Genomic DNA, 23,935 nt, shown 5'->3' on the forward strand with positions numbered 1-23,935 from the left:
TGAGTGCGAATCATAACCCAAAATGGCTATTGTTTCACGTGAAACGCTATTTTCCGATGCAGAAACGGGAAAATATCTCGCCCAGCAAATCGTCCGATGTAAATTCACCGGTTATGCTGGAAAGCGCGTTCTGGGCCAACCGGAGCTCCTCCGCAAAAAACTCGACCCGGCCCTCACACGCCGCCGCCAAGGCCAATCGCTCCTTGGCTTCGCGCAGCGCGCTCAAGTGGCGCGCGCGCGCCATGAATACCCCTTCGCCGCCAGTCTGCCAGCCCACGACTCGCAGCAAATGCTCATGTAGCAAATCGATTCCCGCGCCAGTCTTGGCCGACAGGTATATATCCGCAACTCCGCCCGCAGCAGCCACTCTGGGCTCTTGGCCGAGGAGGTCGACCTTGTTGAATACGCGAAGCAGCGGCAGACCTGACGGCAATTTGGCGATAATTTCCACGTCGGCCGGCACAATTCCTTTCGCCGCATCGATCAGGAGCAACGCCGCGTTGGCTTGCTGAATCGCGCTCCAGGTGCGGGCAATGCCGATTTTCTCTACTTCGTCATCGGTGTCGCGCAGCCCTGCGGTGTCAATGAAGTGCAGCGCCACGCCCTCGATTTCGATGTGCTGACGGATCGCATCACGAGTGGTTCCCGCCACGGGGGTGACGATTGCCACCTCCTCGCCAGCAAGCTGGTTAAGCAAGCTGGACTTGCCCACATTCGGCTGGCCAATGAGGACAATATGCAAGCCCTCACGCAGTAGGCTGCCCTGATTTGCCTGGCGGAATACCGTGTCCAGCTGAGCGTTGATAGCGGCTAGCTGGCTTAGCGCGTTGGACTCCTCGAGAAAATCGATTTCCTCTTCCGGGAAGTCCAGGGTTGCCTCCACCAGCATACGCAGGTTGATCAGCGCATCCACCAACTGGTGGATGGCATGGGAAAACTCTCCGCGCAATGAGCGCATTGCGGTTTTGGCCGCCTCAGCGGTAGCCGCATCGATCAGGTCGGCAACGCTTTCCGCCTGAGCCAGGTCCATCTTGTCATTGAGAAAGGCGCGCCGGGTGAACTCACCCGGCTCGGCTGGGCGCGCACCTAATTCCAGGCAGCGACCCAACAACCGGCGCAACACTGCGTCGCCACCGTGGCCTTGCAGTTCGAGAACATCCTGGCCAGTATAGGAATGGGGGGCGGGGAAATACAGGGCGATACCCTGATCGATCACCTCTCCATCCGCAGCCAGGAAATTGCTCAGCGTAGCGACGCGGGAGCCAGTGATTTTCCCCAGAAGATTCTGGGAAAAACCACGCAGATCTTCGCCGGATATCCGCACCACGCCGATGCCGCCGCGTCCAGGCGCGGTAGCGATAGCGGCAATGACATCAGTGCTTGGCATGCCCCTTGGCAGCGGCTTTTACCTGCTCGACCCCATGCGTGACGTACCATTGCTGGGCAATCGACAGCGTGTTGTTCACCACCCAGTACAGAACCAGGCCGGCGGGGAAGAAAAAGAAGAAAACGCTGAAGGCGATCGGCATGATCATCATCACCTTGGCCTGAATGGGGTCGGGTGGGGTCGGATTAAGCTTGGTCTGGATGAGCATGGTGATCCCCATTACGATCGGCAAGATGTAATAGGGGTCGGGGGCGGACAGGTCGTGGACCCACAGCATGAACGGTGCCTGGCGCATTTCGACGCTATTCAGCAGTGCCCAGTAAAGCGCGATAAATACCGGGATCTGCACTACGACCGGCAGACAACCCCCAAGCGGGTTGACCTTCTCGGTCTTGTATAGCTCCATCATGGCCGTGTGCAACCGCTGACGGTCGTCGCCGTATTGCTCCTTGAGCTTTTGCAGCTTTGGCCCGAGCACGCGCATTTGTGCCATGGAGCGGTAGCTTTTTGCGGACAGCGGATAGAAAGCCAGTTTGATCAGGACAGTCAGCAGGATAATGGCCAGCCCCCAGTTATGAACCAGCTTGTTAAGCCACGCCAAAACCCAGAACAATGGTGCCGAAATCACTGTCAGCACGCCGTAATCAACGGCCAGATTCAGCCCGGGGGCGACCTTGCTTAGGTGATCCTGTTCCTGTGGCCCAGCATAAAGACGCACGGTTATTTTCTTCATGCTTCCCGGCTCAATCGCGCCCACCGGCATAACCACACCTACATCGTAAAGATCATCCCCCAGTTTTTTCGCATAATATTCGCGGGGTTGATCATTGGCAGGCAACCATGCGCTGAGGAAATAAAGTTGGATCATTGCGACCCAGCCATCGTTGCTTTGCTTGGGATAGCTTGCTTTGTCCTTCCCGATGTCCGCAAAGCTGACTTTATGGAATTTTTCCTTCTCGGTATAGATCGCGGGGCCGGTATAAGTCGTGATGAACTTCGGGTCTCCGATCGGAGGCTGGCCATTTCTTACCAACTGGAAATAGGAATGGGGTTCCAGTCGGCTTGCGCTGCCATTGTGGATCTCATAAGCCACATCAACCACGTAGCTACCCTTGCGAAAGGTGAAAACCTTGTCCACCTTGATGCCATTCGTACCCACCCAAGTCAGTCTTACTTGTACTTCATTCGCCCCTTCGGCGAGTTTATACTGGGTTGCCGCCGCAGAAAACAGCGTCTTATGCGTTGGCAAATCGTTGCCTATCAGGCCAGATTGAGCAACGTAGAGGCGCTTCGGGTCGTCTTCCAGCAAGACAAAGTTTTTGCTTTTATCCTGGGTGTCATGGTGCTTCAGCAGTTCCAGCCTGCGTACGTCGCCGCCGAGAGTGTCGATTTCGGCATAAATAAGATCTGTTTGTACCTTTACCCGTTCTCCCGTTTGCAACGGTCCGCCAGAGTCCTTGGCGGGTGCGTCAACAACCCGCGCCGTGGGACTAGGCGCTTGTGCAACCCCCGCTTTTTCGTGCACGATTTGACCAACCGGAGCAGGATGCTGTTCCTTTTGCCAGGTGTCCCATAACATCAGAACGGAAAAGGAAAAAACGATGAAAAGTATCAGACGCTGGGTGTCCATGTTGCCTCAATCATAATTAGGGGATCGGATCATATCCGCCCGGATGCCGTGGGTGACAACGGCAAAGCCTTTTTATTCCAAGCCAGCCGCCTTTGACAGCTCCAAACTTGGCTAATGCCTGGCAAGAATATTCGGAACAAGTCGGGGTAAATCGGCAACGCGGCCCTAGCAAGGGGCTGATCAAGTATTGGTAAACCCTGATCACGCCGATCAATAAACGTTTCATTATCTTCGCGCCAACCTTTTTTGCAGGTTGTCCATTAGTCGCAAGAACTCTTCTTCAACCTGATGGAATGCATTCCCAGTAAAGCTCTTGTGCGCCAGGACAACAATATCCAAGCCGTCAAACAGGTTCTGGTGGCGCCGGAAAATTTCTCGCAGACTGCGCTTGATGTAATTCCTGGTTACCGCATGAGTTGCCGTTTTTTTTCGGATAATTCCGGTAAATCGCGGGTGATTCAGCTCGTTCGGCTTGGCCAATATGCGTAAGTAATCACCATATACCTGGCATTTAAACGAAAAAACGGATGAAATTTCATCCGTTTCTTTTAACCGTTTGCTTTTCTGAAAAGCATGGATAGCGGGCACTGCTTAAGCAACAACTATACGCTGAGTTTCGCCCGCCCCTTGGCGCGCCGTGCTCTGATCACGGCGCGACCGCCGCTGGTTTTCATCCGCGCACGAAAACCATGGGTGCGTTTGCGTTTGACAACAGAAGGTTGATAAGTCCGTTTCATTTTGTTACCCCAAAAACTTGTTTAGCTAAAACGCGCAATTAGACTATCTTTAAGGTGTTTTTGTCAAATGATTTTTATACATCCATCCTGTGGATAAGTTTATTCAAAAAGACTAGAATGCCAAATTGCTGTTGGGTTCATCCGGCCTCTGACGCCTAACCGAAACAACTCCACCGAATATTTTATGGAAGCATTTTGGATTACCCAATGGAAAGTTTTTGGCTTGATTGCGTAAATAGATTTAAAGAGGACTTGCCTCCCCAGCAATTTAATACCTGGATCAAGCCGCTTAAGTTCGACTCATCGGATGGCACCCCTCGCCTGATCGCACCAAACCGCTTTATCCTGCAGTGGATCAAAGATAAGTTCCTGGCTCGCATCGAAGAAATGGCTGAAGCCCATTTTTCCGAACCTCTGTCGCTGGTCCTTTCCCTGCCCGACACCCCAGAAAACAACACGCCACAACCCGCAATAGTTGCAGCGGCATCACCCGTTCGACAAAATTCAAAACCTGATCAATCCCGCCTCAATCCGTTGTTCACTTTTGCCAATTTTGTCACTGGCAAAGCGAACCAGCTTGCCCGGGCCGCCGCCATACAAGTCGCTGAAAATCCTGGTACTGCCTACAACCCTTTGTTTGTCTATGGCGGAGTGGGGCTGGGAAAAACCCATTTAATACAAGCCATCGGCAATCTGGTTCAAGAACAAAACAGCAAGGCAAAAATTAGCTATCTGCACGCAGAGCGTTATGTTTCTGACGTAGTGCGCGCTTACCAGCATAAAGCTTTTGACGATTTCAAGCGGTATTACCATTCTCTGGATTTGTTGTTGATCGATGACATTCAATTCTTTGCTGGCAAGAATCGTACCCAGGAAGAGTTTTTTTACGCTTTTAACGCATTGATCGAAGCTCACAAACAGGTAATCATAACCTGCGATACATTTCCCAGGGAAATTGCGGGGATGGAAGATCGCCTCATATCTCGCTTTGGCTGGGGACTGACCGTTGCTATCGAGCCCCCCGAACTGGAAATGCGCGTTGCAATCTTGTTAAAGAAAGCTCGCGCAGAAGAAATAAAATTGCAAGAAGAAGTCGCTTTTTTCATCGCCAAACAAATCCGCTCCAATGTACGCGAACTGGAAGGCGCCCTAAAGCGCGTTCTCGCTTATTCTCGATTCACCGGACATCCAATCAATCTGGATTTAGCCAAAGAAGCCCTCAAGGATTTGCTTGCTGTTCAAAATCGTCAGGTTTCACTGGATAATATTCAAAAAACCGTTGCGGATTACTATAAAATCAAAGTTGCTGAAATGTTTTCTCCGAAACGTTCCAGAAATGTGGCTCGGCCGCGACAAGTCGCTATGGCGCTCTCAAAAGAGCTAACACAGTTGAGTTATCCGGAAATTGGCGATGCATTCGGTGGGCGTGACCACTCAACCGTAATACATGCTTGCCGAAAAATTACAGAACTAAAAAGCTCCGATCCCACAATTAACAGGGACTTTGAAATATTGTTGCAAATTCTGCGCAGCTAATCATGTGGATTCAATGTGGATAAAGCCTTTATTCTTCATGCCTAAATTTTTTAACCCCATTGTATCCACAAACCTCAGCTTAGTTGCCCACAACCTTGTTGATGCATTATCATATTGATTAATAAATAAAAATATCAACTATACCGATAATTGGTTAGGCTTACTATTAGTCTTAGGAATATATATATGTTATTAATTCAAATAAACAGGGATGCTCTATTAAAACCACTTCAATCCGTAATTGGTATTGTAGAAAGGCGGCATACTCTTCCTATTCTTTCCAATATTCTCATCGAAAAGAATGGGGAAACTCTTTCCGTTGTAGCCACAGACTTGGAAATACAGATTACAGCGACATCCATTTGTCAGGATGAATTCCCGGATTTTTCGATAACGACTTCAGCAAAAAAACTTCAGGATATCTGCCGTGCCTTTCCAGAGGGATCCCAAATTTCGCTGGAAAAAGATGATGCACGACTGCAAATTAAGGTAGGGAAAAGCCGCTTCAACCTTCAGACATTACCAGCAAATGATTTTCCTAAATTAGTTCCCTCCGGAGAAAATCGGTCATACCTAAAAACAACCCAGAAGACCCTGAAAAATCTACTCAATTTTGTTCAGTATGCAATGGCTCAGCAAGATATTCGCTATTACCTGAATGGTTTGTTGCTAGTGGTGGAAAGTAAACTACTCCGGGTTGTGGCGACAGACGGTCATCGACTTGGGATGGCTTGCTCACCTCTGGAAAACACAGAGGACACAGCAGAAAGATCGCCCCAGGAGGTGATACTGCCGCGAAAAACCGTTATAGAGTTGATCAAACTGCTTGGTGATAACGATGAAGAAGTAACGATTGAAATTGGCCAGAACCAAACTCGTTTTTCTTTTTCCAATATAATTTTGGTATCGAAAATAGTAGAAGGAAAGTTTCCAGATTTTAATCGAGTTATCCCTGCTGACTATCAGAACCACATTCAGATTGATCGTATACTCCTGTTACAATCTATGCAGCGCGCATCCATTCTTTCCAACGAAAAATTTCGTGGTGTTAGATTGGTATTAACCCAAAATAGCCTGCGCATAATTTGTAACAACAATGAGCAGGAAGAAGCACAAGAGGAAATCGAAGTTAGCTATTCTGGGGAACCACTGGATATTGGTTTCAACGTCAACTATTTGCTGGACGTATTGACCAATCTAAGCAATAACTCCATTACCATCTCTTTTGGTGATGCCAACAGTAGCGGGTTATTCACCATCCCCGGTAATGAATGTTTCAAGTATGTTGTCATGCCAATGCGCATTTAAATTAAGATTGTTTCACGTGGAACCCATAAATAATGTCTGAATATAATTCCGATAGCATCAAAATACTGAAGGGCCTGGAAGCCGTACGTAAACGGCCTGGCATGTACATTGGAGATACTAGCGACGGTTCAGGGTTGCACCATATGGTATTTGAGGTGGTGGACAACGCCATAGACGAAGCGCTTGCCGGACATTGCAACGAAATAAAAGTCGTTATTCATCCGGATAATTCGATCAGCGTCCACGACAATGGCAGGGGAATTCCCACCGGGATCAAGGAAGACGACGAATTCAAGCGGTCCGCAGCAGAAATTGTTATGACGGAATTACACGCGGGTGGGAAATTCGACAGTAATTCGTATAAGGTTTCCGGGGGGTTGCATGGCGTAGGCGTATCCTGCGTTAACGCCCTTTCAAAATGGCTGAAATTAACTATTCGCCGTGATGGGCAAACGCACTTCATGGAGTTTCGTTGTGGTGTCGCGGTCGAGCCACTAAAACTCATTGGCCAGACTGAAAAACATGGCACCGATGTACATTTTCTAGCAGATGCCGAAATATTCGGTCTAGTCGAATTTCACTATGAGATTCTGGCTAAACGATTGCGCGAACTGTCTTTCCTCAATAATGGCGTACACATTGAACTCGTCGACCAGCGCACAGGAAAAAGCGATAACTTTGCTTTTAGTGGCGGCGTAAAGGGGTTTGTGGAATATGTAAATCGCAGCAAAACCGTCCTGCACCCCAAAGTTTTTTATGCGATCGGCGAAAAAGACGGCATGACCGTGGAAGTGGCGATGCAGTGGAACGATTCCTATCAGGAATCAGTTCAATGTTTTACTAATAACATTCCACAGCGCGACGGGGGAAGTCATTTGACGGGTCTGCGGAACGCGATGACGCGCACATTAAATACGTATATAGAACAAAGCGAGCAGGCAAAAAAAGCCAAGGTAGAAACTGCAGGCGATGATATGCGCGAGGGACTGACCTGCGTACTATCGGTAAAAATCCCCGATCCCAAATTTTCCTCACAGACCAAGGAAAAACTGGTTTCTTCCGAAGTGATGCCAATCGTGCAGGAAATTGTTTCTGCGAAACTGGCAGAATATATGCTGGAAAATCCGAACGACGCCAAAATTATCTGCGGCAAAATTGTCGATGCTGCACGTGCTCGCGAAGCAGCTCGCAAAGCACGTGAAATAACGCGTCGCAAGGGAGTGCTGGATGGCATGGGGCTGCCGGGCAAGTTGGCCGACTGTCAGGAAAAAGACCCGGCACTGTCTGAGCTTTACTTGGTAGAAGGTGATTCTGCTGGTGGCTCGGCGAAACAGGGAAGGGACAGGAAATTCCAGGCGATCCTACCGCTAAAAGGAAAAATTCTTAACGTCGAGCGAGCCCGTTTCGACCGGCTGGTGTCCTCCCAGGAAATCGCGACCCTGATCGTTGCCCTGGGCACAGGCATCGGCAAGGATGAATACTCCGCAGAAAAGCTGCGCTATCACCGCATTATCATCATGACCGACGCGGACGTGGACGGTTCCCATATTCGCACTTTGCTGCTCACCTTCTTCTATCGGCAGATGCCGGAACTGGTGGAACGGGGTCACATCTACATTGCCCAGCCTCCACTGTACAAGGTCAAACATGGTAAACAGGAACGCTACCTGAAGGATGACCATGAATTGAAGCAATACATGCTGCAAATGGCGTTGAGCGAGGCCGAACTGGTTACCGAGGGTGGCAAAGAGCCGATCAGCAAGGCCGCTCTTGAGGAAGTGGCCAAGGAATTCCTGCTGGCCGAAGCGATCGTCGAGCGCTTGAGCCGCATTATCGCAGAACCGATACTCTACGCACTGCTTAAAAACATCGTGCTTGACCTAAGTGACCTAGCATCCGCGAACGAGAGCGCGGAGCAGCTTAAAAAAGCGTTGGCTAACGAGCAGTATACTGTTTCGGCTTACTACGACGAAGCGACGGAAAACTGTCGACTGAAGATCAGCAAGATGGTGCATGGCAATTTACAGATCAGCTATCTGGACCGGGATTTTCAGCAAAGCGGGGACTACGCGCAGCTGTTGAAAACAGCGCAAGTGCTGCATGGTTTGCTGAAAGAAGGGGCAAGTATCAAACGTGGAGAACGATCCCAGCCCGTTAGCGAGTTCAAGGCTGCAATGGACTGGCTGCTGGAAGAAGTGAAACGCGGCTTGGGTATCCAGCGCTACAAGGGTTTGGGCGAAATGAATCCCGGACAGCTTTGGGAAACAACCATGGATCCCCAGGTAAGACGGCTGCTAAGGGTGCAGATTGACGACGTGATCGCCGCCGACGAAATTTTTACCACTTTGATGGGCGACCAGGTTGAACCGCGGCGCGCCTTTATCGAAACAAACGCACTTGGAGCAAGAAACCTCGACATCTGATTCCCGGCCAAGCTGGGACATCTTCAGTGCCGTAGTCGACAATTACGGCGATATCGGCGTCTGTTGGCGGCTCGCCCGTCAACTGGTCGCCGAGCATGACCTAAAGGTTCGTCTCTGGACGGACGACCTGATCAGTTTTCAAAAGATTAACCCAGAAATTGACCCGCGCTTGCCGGTACAAGTATCCCATGGCGTGGAAATAAGGCAATGGGCAGAATCCAACCTGGCCGTTGAGCCGGCGGATGTGGTGATAGAAGCCTTCGCCTGCCGGTTGCCGGCGACCTATGAGACTGCCATGGCGGAGAGCGGACGCAGGCATGCCTGGGTCAACCTGGAGTACCTCAGCGCCGAAGAGTGGGTCGACAGCCATCATGGTCTCCCCTCCCCTCACCCCAGACTGCCGTTAACCAAATTCTTCTTTTTCCCGGGATTTACCCCGAGCACGGGCGGCTTGCTGGTGGAAAAGGGGCTGGCGGACCGCCGAGGACCATTCCAGGCCGACCCCCGACAGCTAAACGATTTCTGGCGGGGGCTGGGTCTCCCCGCGCCGGAATGGGAAGAAATCCGGATTTCCCTGTTCTGCTACGACAACAATTCGGCATTAGCCTTGTTCGCCGCCTGGGCGAAAGCCGCCTCTCCGGTTACGTGCCTGGTTCCGGAGGGGGTGGCAACGAAGCAAATCTCGGCTTTCTTCGGGTCGCCCTACCCCGGAGCAGGGAACCTTTTCAAAAAAGGGAGTCTTATTGTCAGGGTTTTGCCTTTTCTGGAACAGGATAACTATGACAAGCTCTTGTGGGCGTGCAATTTCAACTTTGTCCGAGGTGAAGATTCCTTCGTCCGGGCTCAGTGGGCGGCGCGGCCCATGGCTTGGCAGATCTATCCCCAGGAAGCCGGGGCGCATTGGCCAAAACTGAAGGCATTTCTGGATCGGTATTGCGCCGATTTGCCCCAGGCTACGGCGACAAGCATGTCGGCTTTCCTTGATGCATGGAACCGCGAGGAAGACCGCGGCCCGGACTGGGACGGTCTGTGGAAACATCGCGCCGTGCTGGGAAAGCATGCCCAAGAATGGGCAAACAGACTGATAAAAAAAGAAGATTTGGCAACAAATCTAGTAAACTTTTGTAATAATAAGTTAAAATAATCGGCTTTATTATCCGCCCAACTTTTAATATTCTGCAGGAAGAACCATGAAAACCGCACAAGAAGTCCGCCCAGGCAACGTAATCATGATCGGCAATGAACCTATGGTGGTCCTTAAAGCCGAGTACACCAAATCCGGGCGCAATGCGTCCGTGGTCAAGATGAAAATGAAGAATCTCCTGACCGACTCCCCCAGTGAGGCTATTTACCGGGCTGACGATAAGTTTGAAGTGGTGCAGCTTGAGCGCAAGGAAGTGACCTACTCATACTTCGCTGACCCGATGTATGTCTTCATGGATGCGGATTACAACCAGCACGAAGTCGAACAGGAAAATCTGGGTGATGCCATTCACTACCTTGAAGACAGCATGCCTTGCGAAGTGGTTTTCTACCAGGACAAAGCCATTTCCGTTGAATTGCCGACCACCGTAGTACGTGAAATCGTTTACACCGAACCCGCTGTACGCGGCGATTCTTCCGGTAAAGTCATGAAGCCGGCAAAGGTCGCAACCGGTTTTGAGTTGCCGGTTGCGTTGTTTTGCGAGATTGGTGACAAGATTGAAATTGACACCCGAACCGGCGAGTTCAAACGTCGCATCGCGGCCTGAAATCCAGAAAACAGAAGTCGCGGAGCAATAAAAAGGGGCCTACGGGCCCCTTTTTCATCGTCAATATCCCATTATTCGTCGGCGGCAGCAACCGGCTCGGTGTACCCACATTCCTTTTGTGGACAAACTTTTTCAGTACCGCGACGTTTGGTCGTCTTGATGGTCAGCACCGGCCAGCCACATTTTGGACAGGGCTCGGCGATGGGAGGATTCCAGACGGCATATTTACAATCCGGATAAGTATTGCAGGAAAAAAACAGTTTCCCGTAGCGGCTTTTACGTTCGATCAAGCTGCCTTTTTTGCATTCCGGACAGGTTACCCCCGTATCCTTGGGTTTCTCCAGGGGTTCGAGGAACTTGCACTTGGGATAAGCCGAGCAACCGATGAACTTGCCATATGCGCCGGATTTCACGTGCAGAGGGCTGTCGCACTTCGGGCATAGGCGCCCTTCCACCACTACCGGTTCGTCCGGCTTGACCTCGCCATCCATGCTGCGGGTAAAGTCACATTCAGGATAACCGCTGCAGCCAACAAATTTCCCGCGCTTTCCCAGCCTTACGGACAGAGGTTTGCCACATTTTGGGCAGGCTTCATCGAGCTGCTCATGGGTCAAGTCCTTGCGCTCGATGTTTTTCTTTTCCTCAATCTGCTGGCTAAAGCCCTTCCAGAAATCTGCCAGTACCGGGATCCACTCCTTCTCTCCGGTGGAGATAATATCCAGCTGGTCTTCCAGCTTGGCCGTAAAATCGTAATCGACATAGCGCGTGAAATGCTCGGTCAGGAATTTGTTGACCACCGAGCCTACGTCAGTGGGGAAAAACCGCTTTTTGTCGAGGTTTACGTATTCCCTGGCCTGTAGTGTCGAGATAATGCTGGCGTAAGTAGATGGGCGGCCGATGCCATGCTCTTCCAGATCCTTGACCAAGCTGGCCTCGGTGTAGCGCGGCGGGGGTTGGGTAAAGTGCTGTTCGCCGTAGAGTTTGTCCACCGGGAGCTGATCACCGGCCTCCATCGGTGGGAGCTTGCTTTCGCCTTCCTCCTCCTGGTCATCCGCGCCTTCCAGGTAAACCGCGATAAAACCGGGAAAAACCAGGGTCTGGCCGGAGGCACGAAACAGCGTGCCTTCATCCGCAACGGCCAGATCCAGGCTGACGGTGTCGAACTTGGCCGGACTCATCTGGCAAGCCAGAGCGCGCTTCCAGATCATTTCATAAAGCTTTGCCTGGTCTGCGGTAAGAAAGGCTCGAACGTCATCCGGTGTGCGCAAGATCGAGGTTGGCCGAATGGCTTCGTGCGCCTCCTGGGCATTTTTGGATTTGTTCTTGTATTGGACCGGCGCCTTGGGCAAATAGTCAGGGTCGAACTTGGCAGAGATATAGTCGCGGATTTCCGCAATCGCCTCGTTGGCGAGGATCACCGAGTCGGTACGCATGTAGGTGATCAGACCGACCGCCCCGCCGCCGGTATCCACCCCTTCGTAAAGCTGTTGCGCAACGCGCATGGCGCGGTCGGTGGTGAATCCTAGCTTGCGAACGGCTTCCTGCTGCAAGGTAGAGGTGGTAAATGGCGCGGAAGCTTGGCGCTGTTTGCGCTTTTTGTCGACATTGACAACCGTTGCCTTGTCGCCGCCGCTCTTTTTAAGGTACTCGACGATATCTGCCTGCGCCACTTCCGTGCCGACGCTGAACTGGTTCAGCTTTTCGCCTTTGTACTGGAACAGCTTGGCGGAAAACTTCTGCTTGCCTTTGTGTGAATCGAAATGGATGCTCCAGTATTCCTGGGTCTTGAACGCCTCGATTTCAATTTCACGCTCGCAAATCAGGCGCAGGGCCGGGCTTTGTACCCTGCCGGCAGAAAGTCCGCGACGGATTTTGCGCCATAGCAGCGGAGACAGATTGAAACCGACCAGATAATCCAGCGCCCTCCTCGCCTGTTGGGCATTCACCAGGGGCATGAGGATGTCGCGCGGATTGGCAACCGCCGCCAGCACAGCGGATTCGGTGATCTCATGAAAAACCACGCGCTTGACATTCTTTTTGGCGAGCAGTTTCTTGGATTTCAAAATTTCCGCCAGATGCCACGCAATCGCCTCGCCCTCGCGGTCCGGGTCAGTTGCCAGATAGATGTTGTCGGCAAGCTTGACCGCCTTGGCGATCGCGTCGACGTGCTTGGAATTTCGCTCGATCAGCTGGTACTTCATCTTGAAGTCGTGTTCGGTGTCTACCGCCCCCTGTTTCGGCACGAGGTCGCGCACATGGCCGTAAGAGGCGAGGATTTCAAAATCCTTGCCAAGGTACTTTTTAAGTGTTTTGGCTTTGGAGGGGGATTCGACGATCAGGAGGCTGGAAGACATGCGCTCTCGCTAAAATTAGTGGGTTTGGGCGCGGATGATATCGAAGAACCGGCGGCAAAGGCAAGAACCTGTTGCCCAGTCAATGCATGGTGGGCTGAGTATCGCCGAACAGCAGATCCTCGATGAACATGAAGTCGCTTGCCTGGCCTTGGCTCCAGAGCACGATCAGGACGGTCCATTTAACCTGTTCAAGCGAAACCTCGTGCTCGTTGAGCGCCATGATCCGGTCGATAACCCATTCGCGTTGAACGGGGTTAAGGATGCCGGAAGTTTCGAGAAACAACAGGAAGCCACGGGACTCTGTCCCGATCTTGATTTCCTCTGCATCGGAATAGCATCGCTGCGCGCGAGAGTCCGCCAGATTGGGCAGATAGCTTTCCTGAGTCAGTTTCTCCAGACCATTGACCCAGGCCATGGCCTGATTGATCTCATCCCGGTCGAAGCCAGCCGCGCTGAGCTCACGGGTCAACGTTCCCTCGTCGGGGTAAACGTTGACCTCGAAATAGTTTTCGAATAGATAGACTAAAATATCGAACATTGTGCGGGCTTCAAGTGGTTTTAACGCTGGAATCAGATGGTCAGGGGATTAATTGGTAAAGTCCGCCGGGCAGGCAGGCGATGCGCCCTTCCAATTCCATTTGCAACAGCATGGCGCAAACAGTATCGCTCGTCAAGCCGCTGCGCGAGGTCAGTGCGTCGATCCCGACAGGGTCGAACCCCAAGGCATCCAGCAGCGGATGACGGCCGTTCTCTGGGGAGCCCTCCTCGTCCGTCGTGACAGGATCCTGCTGTGATGGCCACTTTAGTTCATCGAGAATATCGTTGGCGCACTCGACCAGCTTGGCTCCCTGCTTGATCAGGGCATGGCAGCCTTTGGACACGGGGGAGTGAATGGAGCCGGGAATGGCGAAAACCTCCCGTCCTTGCTCAACGGCCAATCGGGCGGTGATCAACGAACCGCTCCGGATTGCCGCCTCGATCACCAGGCAGCCCAGGGAAAGCCCGCAGATAATGCGATTGCGGCGCGGAAAGTTGTGCGCCATTGCGGTTGTGCCGAGCGGAAATTCGGAAACCAGGGTGCCGTGCTGCGCCAGATCGTGAGCCAAGGCGTGGTTGCGAGAGGGGTAAACGATATCCAGACCGGTTCCGACCACGGCGACACTGCTGGACGCGCCATCCAGCCCGCCACGGTGCGCGGCCGCGTCGATGCCCAACGCCATTCCGCTGACGATGCACAGCCCGCTATCGCTCAAATTCCGGGAAAACGATTCGGCATTCATTTTCCCCTGTGGCGTTGCGTTACGGCTGCCGACAACCGCCATGGCCGGCTGATTCAGAAGGTCGAGGCGGCCTTTGACGTAAAGCAGGGGCGGCGGATCGGGGATTTGCAGCAGGGCTTGAGGGTATTCGGCGTCGGCCAGGGTAACGACATGGTTGTGTTCATTGCCGAGCCAGGCGAAGAGAGGGGCAAGCTTATCCGGGTCGACGCCGAGACGGATGCCCTCAACCACGGCTCGGCCGACAACGCCCGATAGGGATGCGTAGGATGCGGCGTAAATCTCTTTCGGTTCGCCGAAGGCGCGCAGCAGTTTGCGGTACGACTCGTCACCCAGTCCCGGGATCAGGCTCAAGCCAACCCAGGAAGCGATATCGTCATCGGGCGCGAGCATCCTCAGGGATTGTCGGTAAATTGCCGTTTACGGTGTGCGTACATCGTCCAGCATTTGCACCGGGCGCGCGCTTTGCATTACCAGGGCATAGGAAATTTTTTCGAAAACGCGAAATACGAACACCAGACCATAGCGCTCGTCGGGCAGCTTAACGGTTTCCGGCGAGGTGTCGTCGTGCGCGCCAGGTGCGATGCTTCGGCCATGACGGTAAAGCGCCAGCACGTGTCCGACCTCGAGGCCGTCCCGGCTTCCTTTGTTCAGGGTGACCATCGAGCCCTTCCCGACTTCTGCGACGCCGCCATAGGCAGAAACTATTCTGCCGAGGATCGTCTTCTCCGGAGCGTGGGGGGCATAAGCACGGGTCGCCTCTTCCTTCATTTCCACCAAACGGTCGCCGATATTGATTTCTTGAGCGGATTTGGTGATATCTATCGTCGCCGGTGCGCCGAACCGGGTGATTCTGGCGTCTCCCAGATAGACTGCTTCATATCCCAGGGTTTCATTGGAATCGGGATCGACTAGCGCGTTGCCTGGGCGGTAAATATGCCAGTTCAGCGCCCCGCCTTCCATGATGGACTGTACATAGGCGGAATTGCCCGCACCGAGGATGACGCGGTCCTCCTCCGTGCCGATAATGTAGGGCGCCTTTTCGAGCTCACCTTCTGCAATGACCAGCGGCTTGCTGAGGAAGGGCCCGATCTCCGCCAGCGGAATGCTGGGAATGGCGCTTGCTTCTGCGGGTTCAACCCGGACGCGCGGACTCAGTTTGATCGTTTCGAGACCCTTGACCAGGCGTAACCTCGGCGAACCGCTGGACATGTCGAGCACGATCATGTCGCCTGGATATATCCAGTGCGGGTTCTTGATCTGCTGCTTGTTCATTTTCCATATTTCCGGCCAGCGCCAGGGCTCCTTGAGAAATTTCCCCGCAATGCCCCAAAGCGTATCGCCCTTGACCACGACGTAGCGATCGGGGTGGCGGTCTTGCAGCGCAATTTCGGTGGCTGTGGAGAGCGAACTTAAGCCGAAAAGCAAAATCAGAGCTAAAATAGGCTTTTTCATGAGCGGGCCTCAAAGGGTGAGTTGTTCCTGGTCTGCATCAATGGAGCACTACAATCCTTGACGAATTCAGGGGTTGGGTTAAATTTTGCATGTAATTGATTAAACAAGCAAGCACTTATGGCCATATTAAATATCATTCATTATCCCGATGAGCGGCTGCATACCGTGGCTACTCCCGTGGTCGATGTGAACGAGGAAATCCGCTGTCTGGCTGCCGACATGGCGGAAACCATGTATGCTGCGCCCGGTATCGGCCTCGCCGCAACCCAGGTAAATGTGCACAAACAGGTCGTTGTGATGGACATTTCCGAGGAGCGGAACCGCTTGCAGGTGTTCATCAACCCGGAAATCATTGCCAGCGAGGGAAAAACAGAGCATGAAGAAGGCTGCCTTTCCGTGCCGGGCATTTACGAAAATGTCACTCGGGCAGAGAGGGTCACCGTGAAAGCGCTGGATGTCGAGGGAAATCCTGTTACGCTGAAAGCGGATGGGTTGCTGGCGATCTGCATTCAGCATGAAGTCGATCATTTGAAAGGCAAGGTATTCGTCGAATACCTGTCGCGGCTGAAGTTGAACCGCATACGCCTGAAGATGAAGAAGCTGATGCGGGAGACCTTATAAGATGCGGCTGATTTTTGCCGGCACGCCGGAATTTGCGGCGGCGGCTCTGGTTGCGCTGATAGAAGCAGGGCATGACATTGCCCTGGTGCTGACTCAACCGGACCGCCCCGCCGGGCGCGGCATGAGACTGACGCCCGGCCCGGTCAAGCAATTGGCGCTGCAGCACGGGCTGAGCGTGCTGCAACCCACGGCGCTGAAGGATGCCGAGGTTCAGGCGCAGCTTGCAACGGTCAATGCCGACGCGATGATCGTTGCGGCCTATGGCTTGTTGCTGCCGCCGGCGGTGCTAACCATCCCCCGTCTCGGCTGCCTGAACATCCACGCCTCGCTGCTGCCGCGTTGGCGTGGCGCGGCGCCGATCCAGCGGGCGATCCTGGCGGGCGATCCGGAAACCGGCATTACCATTATGCAAATGGATAGTGGGCTGGATACCGGCGGCATGCTGCTGCGCGCCGCGCTGCCGATCGCGGACAATGATACGGCGCAAACCCTGCATGACAAATTGGCGGCCCTGGGCGCATCGAGCATCGTCTCCGCGCTAAAGCAGTTGGAGCTCGGGACATTACAAGCCCAACCCCAGGACGACAGCGCAGCAACCTACGCCGCGAAACTATCCAAAGCGGAGGGCTTGATCGACTGGCACAAAAGCGCCGTCGAGCTTGCCCGCGCGGTGCGTGCCTACAATCCTTTTCCGGTGGCGCAGGCCCGGCTTAAGGCTGAAACCTGGCGCATCTGGCAGGCGCAGGCGGCGCAGCGGAGCGAGGGTTCTCCCGGAGAGATACTACAAGCGGACAAGGATGGCATTCTGGTCAGATGCGGTGAAGGCGCTTTGCTGCTGAAGGAGCTTCAGAAAGCCGGCGGCAAGCGGTTGCCGGCGTCGAGTTTTTGGGTGGGAAACCCGGTGAAGCCGGGCGACCGGTTTGAAACTTGAATTTAAGCGGATAAACACCCATTTAACAGCATGCGGTTTAGCAAAAAATTTGAAGCGAGGTTGATAGATATGTTCGGGAACTGGCTTAAAACCACGATCTTGATGGCGGCCATCGTTGCTCTGTTCGGTGCGATCGGCGCGATGCTGGGCGGCGCATCGGGGATGCTGCTGGCACTGTTGTTCGGTGGGGCCATGAATGTCTGGGCCTACTGGAACTCCGCCGACATGGTGCTGCGGATGTATAACGCGCAGGAAGTAGACGAGAGCAGCGCCCCGCATTTCTATCGCATGATTCGCGATCTGGCGCAGCGCGCCGGTTTGCCGATGCCGCGTGTCTACCTCATCAATGAGGCCCAGCCTAACGCTTTTGCCACCGGGCGCGATCCGGAACATGCCGCCGTTGCGGCGACAACCGGTATCCTGCAAATGCTGTCCGAGCGCGAGTTGCGCGGCGTAATGGCCCACGAACTGGCCCACGTCCGGCATCGCGATATCCTGATTTCGACGATCTCGGCGACCATGGCGGGTGCAATTTCCGCCCTGGCGAACTTTGCCATGTTTTTTGGCGGGCGCGACGGGGATGGCCGTCCTGTCAATCCGCTGGCCGGCATCCTCGTCGCCCTGCTCGCGCCAATGGCGGCAGCGTTGATTCAGATGGCCATTTCCCGCTCGCGGGAATTTGAGGCCGACCGGGGTGGCGCGGAGATTAGCGGCGATCCGCGCGCGCTGGCCGATGCCTTGGCCAAGATCGAGCGTTTTGCCCAAGGGTTGCCGCTCTCTCCCGCTGAAGCACATCCCGAAACGGCGCAGATGATGATCATCAACCCGCTTTCCGGTGGCGGCCTGACCGGCCTGTTCCGTACCCACCCCGCCACCGAGGAGCGGATCGCCCGCCTGATGACAATGGCCCAGGCCAGATAAATCTTGAAAAATCTTTTAACCACGAATTTACACGAATGACACACGAATGTTCACGAATAATCATTTGATTAGCCTGATTCACCCGTTTGGGGAGGGGCACGATGATTGTCTCTAAACTATTCGTGTTCATTCGTGAACATTCGTGCCATTCGTGGTTGATCGTCGTTTTTAGCAAACCATTTTGATCGAATCACAATGCCTCGCCAGCACGGCGGTTTCCCAGGTTCTGGCTGGGCGAAATCTCAACCAGGCCTTGCAAGGCCTGCTCTCTCGCCATTCTTCACTCACCTCGCAGCAGCGAGCCGCCGCTCAGGACATGAGCTACGGCACGCTGCGCTTCTACGGCCAGCTGCGCGCCATTCTCGACCTTCTGTTGCAAAAGCCGGTACAGGATGCGGCGGTGCGCGCCCTCCTGCTGGTGGCGCTTTATCAGCTGCAATACAGCAGGTCGGCGGCGCACGCCGTGGTGGATCATGCCGTCAGGGCGGCCGAGGCCCTGAAAAAACCCTGGGCCAAGGGGCTGGTCAACGCAGTGTTGCGCAATTTCCTGCGCCAGCGCATCAGCTTGCTTGAACAGGCGGCGGCCAGCGAGGAAGGGCGTTACTCCCATCCTCAATGGTGGATAGACAAATTGCGCCGGCAGTATCCGGATGACTGGGCAACCCTGCTGGAAACCAACAACCAGCATCCGCCGATGACGCTGCGGGTGAATCGCCGGGCAACATCGACCGCAGCCTATCTCGACTTGCTGCACCAGCAGGGTATCGAAGGGCAGCAAGTCGGAGAAAATGCGATCTTGCTGGAGCAACCGGTTTCCGTTGACAAGTTGCCGGGTTTTGGCGACGGGATGGCGTCAGTGCAGGATGCCGGGGCGCAGTTCGCGGCCCGGCTGCTCGACGTCGCCGACGGGATGCGGGTGCTGGACGCATGTGCCGCACCGGGAGGAAAGGCGGCGCACCTGCTGGAGCTGGCCGGGATCGAATTGACCGCCCTGGATTCGGACCCGGAGCGGCTGAAAAAAATCGAACAGACCTTGCAGCGGCTCAAGCTCGAAGCGCATTGTTTGGTGGGGAATGCCGCCCGGCCGGAGGAGTGGTGGGACGGTAAACCGTTTCAGCGTATTCTGGCGGATGTGCCGTGCAGCGCGTCGGGTGTGGTGCGGCGCCACCCGGACATCAAGTGGCTGCGACGCGAAGCGGACATTGCGGCCTTTGCCGCTCAACAGGCGGAAATCCTCGATGCCCTGTGGCGTGTCCTGGGTCGTGATGGTAAATTGCTGTATGCCACCTGCTCGGTGTTTGCCGAGGAAAACCAACAACAAATCGCTCAATTTCTGGAGCGGCATAAGGATGCCCAATGTTTGCCACTTTCCCTGCCGGCCGCGAAGGACGGGCAGTTAACGCCCAACCCCCAGCATGATGGGTTTTATTATGCGCTATTGCTCAAAGCCTAGGCTTTTTACCGGAGCCAGGGTTTTTCTTCTGGCCCTGCTCCTGGCGACATCTTTTGTCGCCAAGGCGGACGGCATCGAGGTCAAATCCGCCGAGCTGGAGGTGGTGGACGAAATCCTGGTGCTGAATGCCGACCTGGAAATCGGCCTCCGTCCGGCGATTGAAGAGACTTTGAACAAGGGGGTTCCGCTCAATTTTGTCGCCGAATTTGAGATCAAGAAGCCACGCTGGTATTGGCTGGATGAAGTCATAGTCACGACGCAGCAGCATATCCGCTTGAGCTACCATGCGCTGACGCGCCAATATCAACTTACCAACAACGCCAAATACCAGAACTTTTCCTCCCTGAACGAGGCCCTGCACGAACTTGGACGCCTGCAAAAATGGCATGTCGCTGAAAATGCGCTGCTGGCAGAGAAACCGCTGGCAGCCAGCCAGCCTCTGGTGGTGGACAAGGCGCTTGTGGTCGGCAAGCCTTTGGCTGACGGCAAAACACCGCTGCCGGATAAGTCGCCGCTGGTGAAAAAACGGGATGTATATCAAGCCGGCCTGCGCATGAGGCTGGATCTGGCGCAGTTACCCAAACCCTTGCAGGTGAATGCGCTGGCGTCAAAAGACTGGAATCTGGATTCGGAATGGCATCGCTGGAACTTAAATCCCTGATGTTGGCGGACGCGGGGCGGAAGCAATGAAATACGTCCTCTACCTGTGCGTCGGCCTCGGCGCGGTTGCGTTGTACTTGCTGTCCAACGCCAGCGGCGACGCCGCGGCATTTTCCCAATATTACACTCTGCTGCTGGGCCTTAACGGCGCGCTGGCGGCGTGCCTGCTGGTTCTGGTTCTCTACCAGCTGTGGAATCTACGGCGCAAGCTCAAGGCACGGGTATTCGGTTCGAAGCTGACGTTAAGGCTGCTCCTGATGTTTGCCTTGATGGCGGTGCTTCCCGGCGTATTGGTGTACGGGGTTTCGGTACAGTTTTTGGGCAAGAGCATCGAGACCTGGTTCGACGTGCGCGTGGACAATGCCCTGGAAGGGGGGTTGAGCCTGGGCCGCAGCGCGCTCGACAACCTGTTGCGTGACCTCAATAAAAAAGGGGAATACATGGCGCTGGTTCTGGTGGATCAGCCGGTCGACGAGCCTTTGACGCTGCTCAACAATCTGCGTGAACAGGCCGGCGTGCAAGAGGCAGCGCTATTCAGTTCGCGCGGCGCACTGATTGCCTATTCCGGCAGCGAGCGCGCCGGCTTGCAACCTGATCGCCCTGCTCCTTCGTTGTTGCGCCAGGTGCGGCAGCAGCAACCCTATGCGGCAATCGAGTCGATTCCTGGAAAAGGCCTGTATTTGCGAGTGGTTGTTCCGGTCAATGTGCTGGGCCTGAATGAAAACATCCGGGTATTGCAGCTGTTCCAGCCGGTTCCGGAGCGGCTGGCCAAGGACGCGGAGACGGTACAGGCGGTTTACCGTGACTACCAGGAGCTGTCCGTGTCGCGCCTGGGGATGAAACGGATTTATGGCCTGACCCTGACGCTGGCGCTACTGCTGACGCTGCTTTCCTCGATCGCGCTGGCTTTCCTGTTGAGCTCGCGCCTTTCCGCCCCACTCGGCTTGCTGGCGAAGGGGACCCAGGCCGTCGCTTCGGGGGATTTCAGCATCATGCCGGCGGTGCATAGCCGGGACGAGCTGGGTTCCCTGATGCAGTCGTTCAACGACATGACCCGGCAGTTGGCGGAGGCGCGCGCGGTAGTCGAGCTCAACCAGCGCCAACTGGAGACGGCGAAAGCTTACCTGGAAAGCATCCTGGCGCACTTGTCGAGCGGGGTGCTGGCGTTTGACGAAAATCTCAGCCTCAAGACCATCAACCCAGCCGCCGCGGAAATTCTGGGTGTGGATGTGTCCGTCCTAAGCAAACGCCGGTTCTACAAGTGGGCGCTTAATGATGCAGCGCTGAAAGCGCTGGTTGTGGCGGTTGAAACGCAATTTCGCCACAACGAAGCAAAAGAATGGCAAATTCAGATGGAGTATGCTGGCAAGAACGGCAATCAGGTCTTGCTGGTGCGCGGCACACGTTTGCCGGCGGCAGTGGGTAACGACTTCATCGTGGTCTTCGACGATATCACCCATTTGCTCCAGGCTCAGCGTGATGCTGCATGGGGCGAGGTGGCGCGGCGCCTGGCGCACGAAATCAAAAATCCGCTCACACCGATCCAGCTCTCGGCCGAGCGGCTCGAGCACAAGCTTGCGGGAAAATTAAGCGCGCCGGATGCAGAAGTGCTGAAGCGGGCGACGCAAACCATCGTCAACCAGGTAACGGCGTTGAAGAGGATGGTGAACGCTTTTGGCGAATATGCCCGCGCCCCCAGCCTGAATCTGGAGGCGGTGGATCTCAATCAGCTAGTGTACGAAATCCTGGCACTGTACGAGCACTCCGGCGCGCAAATTTCGACCCGTCTCGCACCAGCGTTGCCGCTGGTGACCGGGGATCCAACCCTGCTGCGCCAAGTGGTGCATAATTTGCTGCAAAACGCCCAGGATGCCCTGACCGAAACGGAACAACCCCAAATCACGGTGGAAACCGCCGCAGAAGAAAACTCGGTCAGGCTGACCGTCCGGGATAACGGCTGCGGTTTTCCCGAAGCGCTCATGGCGCGATTATTCGAGCCTTATGTCACGACCAAGCCGAAAGGCACCGGGCTGGGCTTGGCAGTCGTCAAAAAAATCATCGAGGAGCATCACGGCAGGATGAAAATCGAAAATAGTCAGCCCCACGGGGCAAGCGTCTGCATTTATTTACCCTGCGGGGAAGCGGCTTAAATGGCAGCCCACGAAATCCTGGTGGTTGACGATGAGGTCGGCATCCGCGAGCTGCTGAGGGAAATTCTGCATGACGAGGGGTATATTGTCGCGCTGGCGGATAATGCCGGCGCGGCACGCATTTATCGCAGCCAGAAACGCCCCGACCTGGTGCTGCTCGACATCTGGATGCCGGACACCGACGGTATTACACTGCTCAAGGAGTGGGAAAGCAGCGGACTGTTGACCATGCCGGTGATCATGATGTCCGGCCACGGCACCATTGATACTGCGGTGGAGGCGACACGCATCGGTGCCGCGGACTTTCTGGAAAAGCCCATCGCCCTGCAAAAGCTGCTGAGCACTGTAGAGCGCGCGCTCAAGAAGGGCGAGCCGCTGCCGTGCAATGGAGAGGCGCTGGCCGGCCTGGGCACGGGTGCCGCCGTCAGCGAATTGAAGATGCGCCTGGCTCAGGTGGCCAATCAGATCACTCCCCTGCTGTTGACCGGCGAAGCAGGCGCCGGCATGGAATTGTGCGCGCGCTACCTGCATCGATCGAATACCCCCTGGGTTGCGCCGGAAACCTTGGCCGTTCTGGCAGACGACCCGTTGAGCCTGCTGGAGCAGGCGCGCGATGGTCTGCTCTACCTGGATGAGATCGGAAATTTGGGCAAGCTGGAACAGAAGGGCCTTGCGCTGATCCTGAACAGGCTGGAAAAATATGGAGTGCGCCTGGTGTGCGCCACGTCCATGCCCCTGCCCCAGCTTGTCGAGGAGGGTGCGTTCGACGCCCGGCTGTTTCAGGCTATCAATGGTCTGGCGCTGGCGGTGCCCAGCCTGCGCGAACACAGCGAGGATATTCCCGATCTCGCCAGGCAGGTGCTGGCGCGGCTGATCGAAACCGGGCAATCGCCCCAGCGCCATTTCAGCGCCGCTGCGCTGAACCTTCTGCGCGAGGAAAACTGGCCCGGCAATTTGCCGCAGCTCGACAACGCAGTGAAAACGTTGGCGCTGACCGCCCTGTCCAAAGAGATTACGGCCGAGGACGTCAGCCGGGTGCTGGGACAATTCGCTCCCCCCGTTCTGCCCGCCATGGCCCAGTACGCACTGCCCCTCGATCAGCCGTTACGGGAGGCGCGCGACGAGTTCGAGCGGATTTATTTCGAGCATCAGCTCAAGAAGGTCGGCGGCAACATGAGCCGCCTGGCGGAAAGCGTTGGGCTGGAGCGTACCCATCTCTACCGCAAACTGAAGCAACTTGGCATACCCGTAGGCAAGGGAGAAGTCGGGGGCTGACGGGCCCTATTTTGCAGGAAAATGGTTTAAGCCGACCAAAAAAGGAATAGAATTCCGCTCCTTGGA

21 protein-coding genes are annotated in these 23,935 nt (G+C 54.8%); 12 read left to right on the plus strand and 9 right to left on the minus strand.

Going from position 1 to position 23,935, the window contains the following annotated elements:
- Window positions 1–46: 46 nt before the first annotated feature.
- The 5 genes from mnmE to rpmH are packed head-to-tail and all read right to left on the minus strand — an operon-like array spanning window position 47 to window position 3,754.
- On the minus strand, window positions 47–1,387 hold the full coding sequence (gene mnmE / locus VMV64_RS16710; protein WP_325332403.1) for a tRNA uridine-5-carboxymethylaminomethyl(34) synthesis GTPase MnmE: 1,341 nt from the start codon (window positions 1,385–1,387) through the stop codon (window positions 47–49).
- Window positions 1,374–3,017, minus strand: a complete 1,644-nt coding sequence (gene yidC, locus VMV64_RS16715) for a membrane protein insertase YidC (RefSeq protein WP_325332405.1) — start codon at window positions 3,015–3,017, stop codon at window positions 1,374–1,376. Before yidC ends, mnmE begins: the two co-directional genes overlap by 14 nt.
- 16 nt (window positions 3,018–3,033) lie before the next feature.
- Window positions 3,034–3,243, minus strand: coding sequence for a membrane protein insertion efficiency factor YidD (gene yidD, locus VMV64_RS16720; protein ID WP_325332407.1), 210 nt, complete (start codon window positions 3,241–3,243; stop codon window positions 3,034–3,036).
- Window positions 3,243–3,605, minus strand: coding sequence for a ribonuclease P protein component (rnpA, locus tag VMV64_RS17470; protein WP_414718917.1), 363 nt, complete (start codon window positions 3,603–3,605; stop codon window positions 3,243–3,245). Before rnpA ends, yidD begins: the two co-directional genes overlap by 1 nt.
- A gap of 14 nt (window positions 3,606–3,619) precedes the next feature.
- Window positions 3,620–3,754, minus strand: a complete 135-nt coding sequence (gene rpmH, locus VMV64_RS16725) for a 50S ribosomal protein L34 (RefSeq protein ID WP_084607559.1) — start codon at window positions 3,752–3,754, stop codon at window positions 3,620–3,622.
- A gap of 207 nt (window positions 3,755–3,961) precedes the next feature.
- On the opposite strand from rpmH, the gene dnaA reads away from it, so the two are divergent.
- From dnaA to efp, 5 genes are all read left to right on the plus strand, one after another.
- Window positions 3,962–5,290, plus strand: coding sequence for a chromosomal replication initiator protein DnaA (gene dnaA / locus VMV64_RS16730; RefSeq protein WP_325332409.1), 1,329 nt, complete (start codon window positions 3,962–3,964; stop codon window positions 5,288–5,290).
- 186 nt (window positions 5,291–5,476) lie between these two features.
- Window positions 5,477–6,598: a DNA polymerase III subunit beta gene (dnaN, locus tag VMV64_RS16735; protein WP_325332412.1), complete on the plus strand. Its 1,122-nt coding sequence runs from the start codon at window positions 5,477–5,479 to the stop codon at window positions 6,596–6,598.
- A 32-nt stretch (window positions 6,599–6,630) separates the two neighbouring features.
- A complete protein-coding gene (gyrB, locus tag VMV64_RS16740; protein WP_325332414.1) occupies window positions 6,631–9,021 on the plus strand; it encodes a DNA topoisomerase (ATP-hydrolyzing) subunit B in 2,391 nt (796 codons plus the stop codon).
- The gene (gene earP, locus VMV64_RS16745) at window positions 8,996–10,165 is read left to right on the plus strand and encodes an elongation factor P maturation arginine rhamnosyltransferase EarP (protein ID WP_325332416.1); all 1,170 of its coding nucleotides are present in this window, start codon (window positions 8,996–8,998) and stop codon (window positions 10,163–10,165) included. Before gyrB ends, earP begins: the two co-directional genes overlap by 26 nt.
- Before the next feature lie 46 nt (window positions 10,166–10,211).
- Complete coding sequence (gene efp, locus VMV64_RS16750) at window positions 10,212–10,772, plus strand: elongation factor P (RefSeq protein WP_325332418.1); 561 nt, start codon at window positions 10,212–10,214, stop codon at window positions 10,770–10,772.
- A gap of 71 nt (window positions 10,773–10,843) precedes the next feature.
- Here the strand turns inward: efp and topA are convergent, their stop codons facing one another.
- The 4 genes from topA to VMV64_RS16770 form a co-directional block, all read right to left on the minus strand.
- Complete coding sequence (gene topA / locus VMV64_RS16755) at window positions 10,844–13,126, minus strand: type I DNA topoisomerase (RefSeq protein WP_325332420.1); 2,283 nt, start codon at window positions 13,124–13,126, stop codon at window positions 10,844–10,846.
- 79 nt (window positions 13,127–13,205) lie between these two features.
- Complete coding sequence (locus VMV64_RS16760; protein WP_325332422.1) at window positions 13,206–13,664, minus strand: DUF494 domain-containing protein; 459 nt, start codon at window positions 13,662–13,664, stop codon at window positions 13,206–13,208.
- Window positions 13,665–13,704: 40 nt separating this feature from the next.
- A complete protein-coding gene (gene dprA, locus VMV64_RS16765) occupies window positions 13,705–14,796 on the minus strand; it encodes a DNA-processing protein DprA (RefSeq protein ID WP_325332424.1) in 1,092 nt (363 codons plus the stop codon).
- Between the two features lie 27 nt (window positions 14,797–14,823).
- Window positions 14,824–15,858 (minus strand): LysM domain-containing protein, encoded by a 1,035-nt coding sequence (locus tag VMV64_RS16770; RefSeq protein WP_325332426.1) that lies wholly within the window; start codon window positions 15,856–15,858, stop codon window positions 14,824–14,826.
- Window positions 15,859–15,975: 117 nt separating this feature from the next.
- On the opposite strand from VMV64_RS16770, the gene def reads away from it, so the two are divergent.
- From def to VMV64_RS16805, 7 genes are all read left to right on the plus strand, one after another.
- A complete protein-coding gene (gene def / locus VMV64_RS16775) occupies window positions 15,976–16,479 on the plus strand; it encodes a peptide deformylase (protein ID WP_325332428.1) in 504 nt (167 codons plus the stop codon).
- Between the two features lies 1 nt (window position 16,480).
- Window positions 16,481–17,410, plus strand: coding sequence for a methionyl-tRNA formyltransferase (gene fmt, locus VMV64_RS16780; protein WP_325332430.1), 930 nt, complete (start codon window positions 16,481–16,483; stop codon window positions 17,408–17,410).
- Between the two features lie 69 nt (window positions 17,411–17,479).
- Entirely contained in the window at window positions 17,480–18,331 is an 852-nt protein-coding gene (htpX, locus tag VMV64_RS16785) for a zinc metalloprotease HtpX (protein WP_325332432.1), read from the plus strand.
- A 181-nt stretch (window positions 18,332–18,512) separates the two neighbouring features.
- Window positions 18,513–19,784, plus strand: coding sequence for a 16S rRNA (cytosine(967)-C(5))-methyltransferase RsmB (rsmB, locus tag VMV64_RS16790; RefSeq protein ID WP_325332434.1), 1,272 nt, complete (start codon window positions 18,513–18,515; stop codon window positions 19,782–19,784).
- Window positions 19,762–20,445, plus strand: coding sequence for a DUF4390 domain-containing protein (locus VMV64_RS16795; protein ID WP_325332436.1), 684 nt, complete (start codon window positions 19,762–19,764; stop codon window positions 20,443–20,445). The genes rsmB and VMV64_RS16795 overlap by 23 nt, the downstream gene beginning before the upstream one ends.
- A gap of 25 nt (window positions 20,446–20,470) precedes the next feature.
- A complete protein-coding gene (locus tag VMV64_RS16800; protein ID WP_325332438.1) occupies window positions 20,471–22,594 on the plus strand; it encodes a sensor histidine kinase in 2,124 nt (707 codons plus the stop codon).
- Window positions 22,595–23,869, plus strand: coding sequence for a sigma-54 dependent transcriptional regulator (locus VMV64_RS16805; protein ID WP_325332440.1), 1,275 nt, complete (start codon window positions 22,595–22,597; stop codon window positions 23,867–23,869). It begins immediately after the preceding gene.
- The last annotated feature ends 66 nt before the right edge of the window (window positions 23,870–23,935 follow it).

Origin of the sequence: Sulfuricella sp. (assembly GCF_035531155.1) — a bacterium.
Lineage (GTDB): Bacteria > Pseudomonadota > Gammaproteobacteria > Burkholderiales > Sulfuricellaceae > Sulfuricella.

Excerpts from the sequence above, each read along its gene's own strand:
- fmt (WP_325332430.1), top strand. The coding sequence starts at position 16,481 with ATGCGGCTGATTTTTGCCGGCACGCCGGAATTTGCGGCGGCGGCTCTG.
- VMV64_RS16760 (WP_325332422.1), bottom strand. The coding sequence starts at position 13,664 with ATGTTCGATATTTTAGTCTATCTATTCGAAAACTATTTCGAGGTCAAC.
- dnaA (WP_325332409.1), top strand. The coding sequence starts at position 3,962 with ATGGAAAGTTTTTGGCTTGATTGCGTAAATAGATTTAAAGAGGACTTG.
- efp (WP_325332418.1), top strand. The coding sequence starts at position 10,212 with ATGAAAACCGCACAAGAAGTCCGCCCAGGCAACGTAATCATGATCGGC.
- VMV64_RS16770 (WP_325332426.1), bottom strand. The coding sequence starts at position 15,858 with ATGAAAAAGCCTATTTTAGCTCTGATTTTGCTTTTCGGCTTAAGTTCG.
- topA (WP_325332420.1), bottom strand. The coding sequence starts at position 13,126 with ATGTCTTCCAGCCTCCTGATCGTCGAATCCCCCTCCAAAGCCAAAACA.
- htpX (WP_325332432.1), top strand. The coding sequence starts at position 17,480 with ATGTTCGGGAACTGGCTTAAAACCACGATCTTGATGGCGGCCATCGTT.
- def (WP_325332428.1), top strand. The coding sequence starts at position 15,976 with ATGGCCATATTAAATATCATTCATTATCCCGATGAGCGGCTGCATACC.
- VMV64_RS16795 (WP_325332436.1), top strand. The coding sequence starts at position 19,762 with ATGCGCTATTGCTCAAAGCCTAGGCTTTTTACCGGAGCCAGGGTTTTT.
- yidD (WP_325332407.1), bottom strand. The coding sequence starts at position 3,243 with ATGAAACGTTTATTGATCGGCGTGATCAGGGTTTACCAATACTTGATC.
- mnmE (WP_325332403.1), bottom strand. The coding sequence starts at position 1,387 with ATGCCAAGCACTGATGTCATTGCCGCTATCGCTACCGCGCCTGGACGC.
- dprA (WP_325332424.1), bottom strand. The coding sequence starts at position 14,796 with ATGCTCGCGCCCGATGACGATATCGCTTCCTGGGTTGGCTTGAGCCTG.
- gyrB (WP_325332414.1), top strand. The coding sequence starts at position 6,631 with ATGTCTGAATATAATTCCGATAGCATCAAAATACTGAAGGGCCTGGAA.
- rpmH (WP_084607559.1), bottom strand. The coding sequence starts at position 3,754 with ATGAAACGGACTTATCAACCTTCTGTTGTCAAACGCAAACGCACCCAT.
- dnaN (WP_325332412.1), top strand. The coding sequence starts at position 5,477 with ATGTTATTAATTCAAATAAACAGGGATGCTCTATTAAAACCACTTCAA.
- yidC (WP_325332405.1), bottom strand. The coding sequence starts at position 3,017 with ATGGACACCCAGCGTCTGATACTTTTCATCGTTTTTTCCTTTTCCGTT.
- VMV64_RS16800 (WP_325332438.1), top strand. The coding sequence starts at position 20,471 with ATGAAATACGTCCTCTACCTGTGCGTCGGCCTCGGCGCGGTTGCGTTG.
- VMV64_RS16805 (WP_325332440.1), top strand. The coding sequence starts at position 22,595 with ATGGCAGCCCACGAAATCCTGGTGGTTGACGATGAGGTCGGCATCCGC.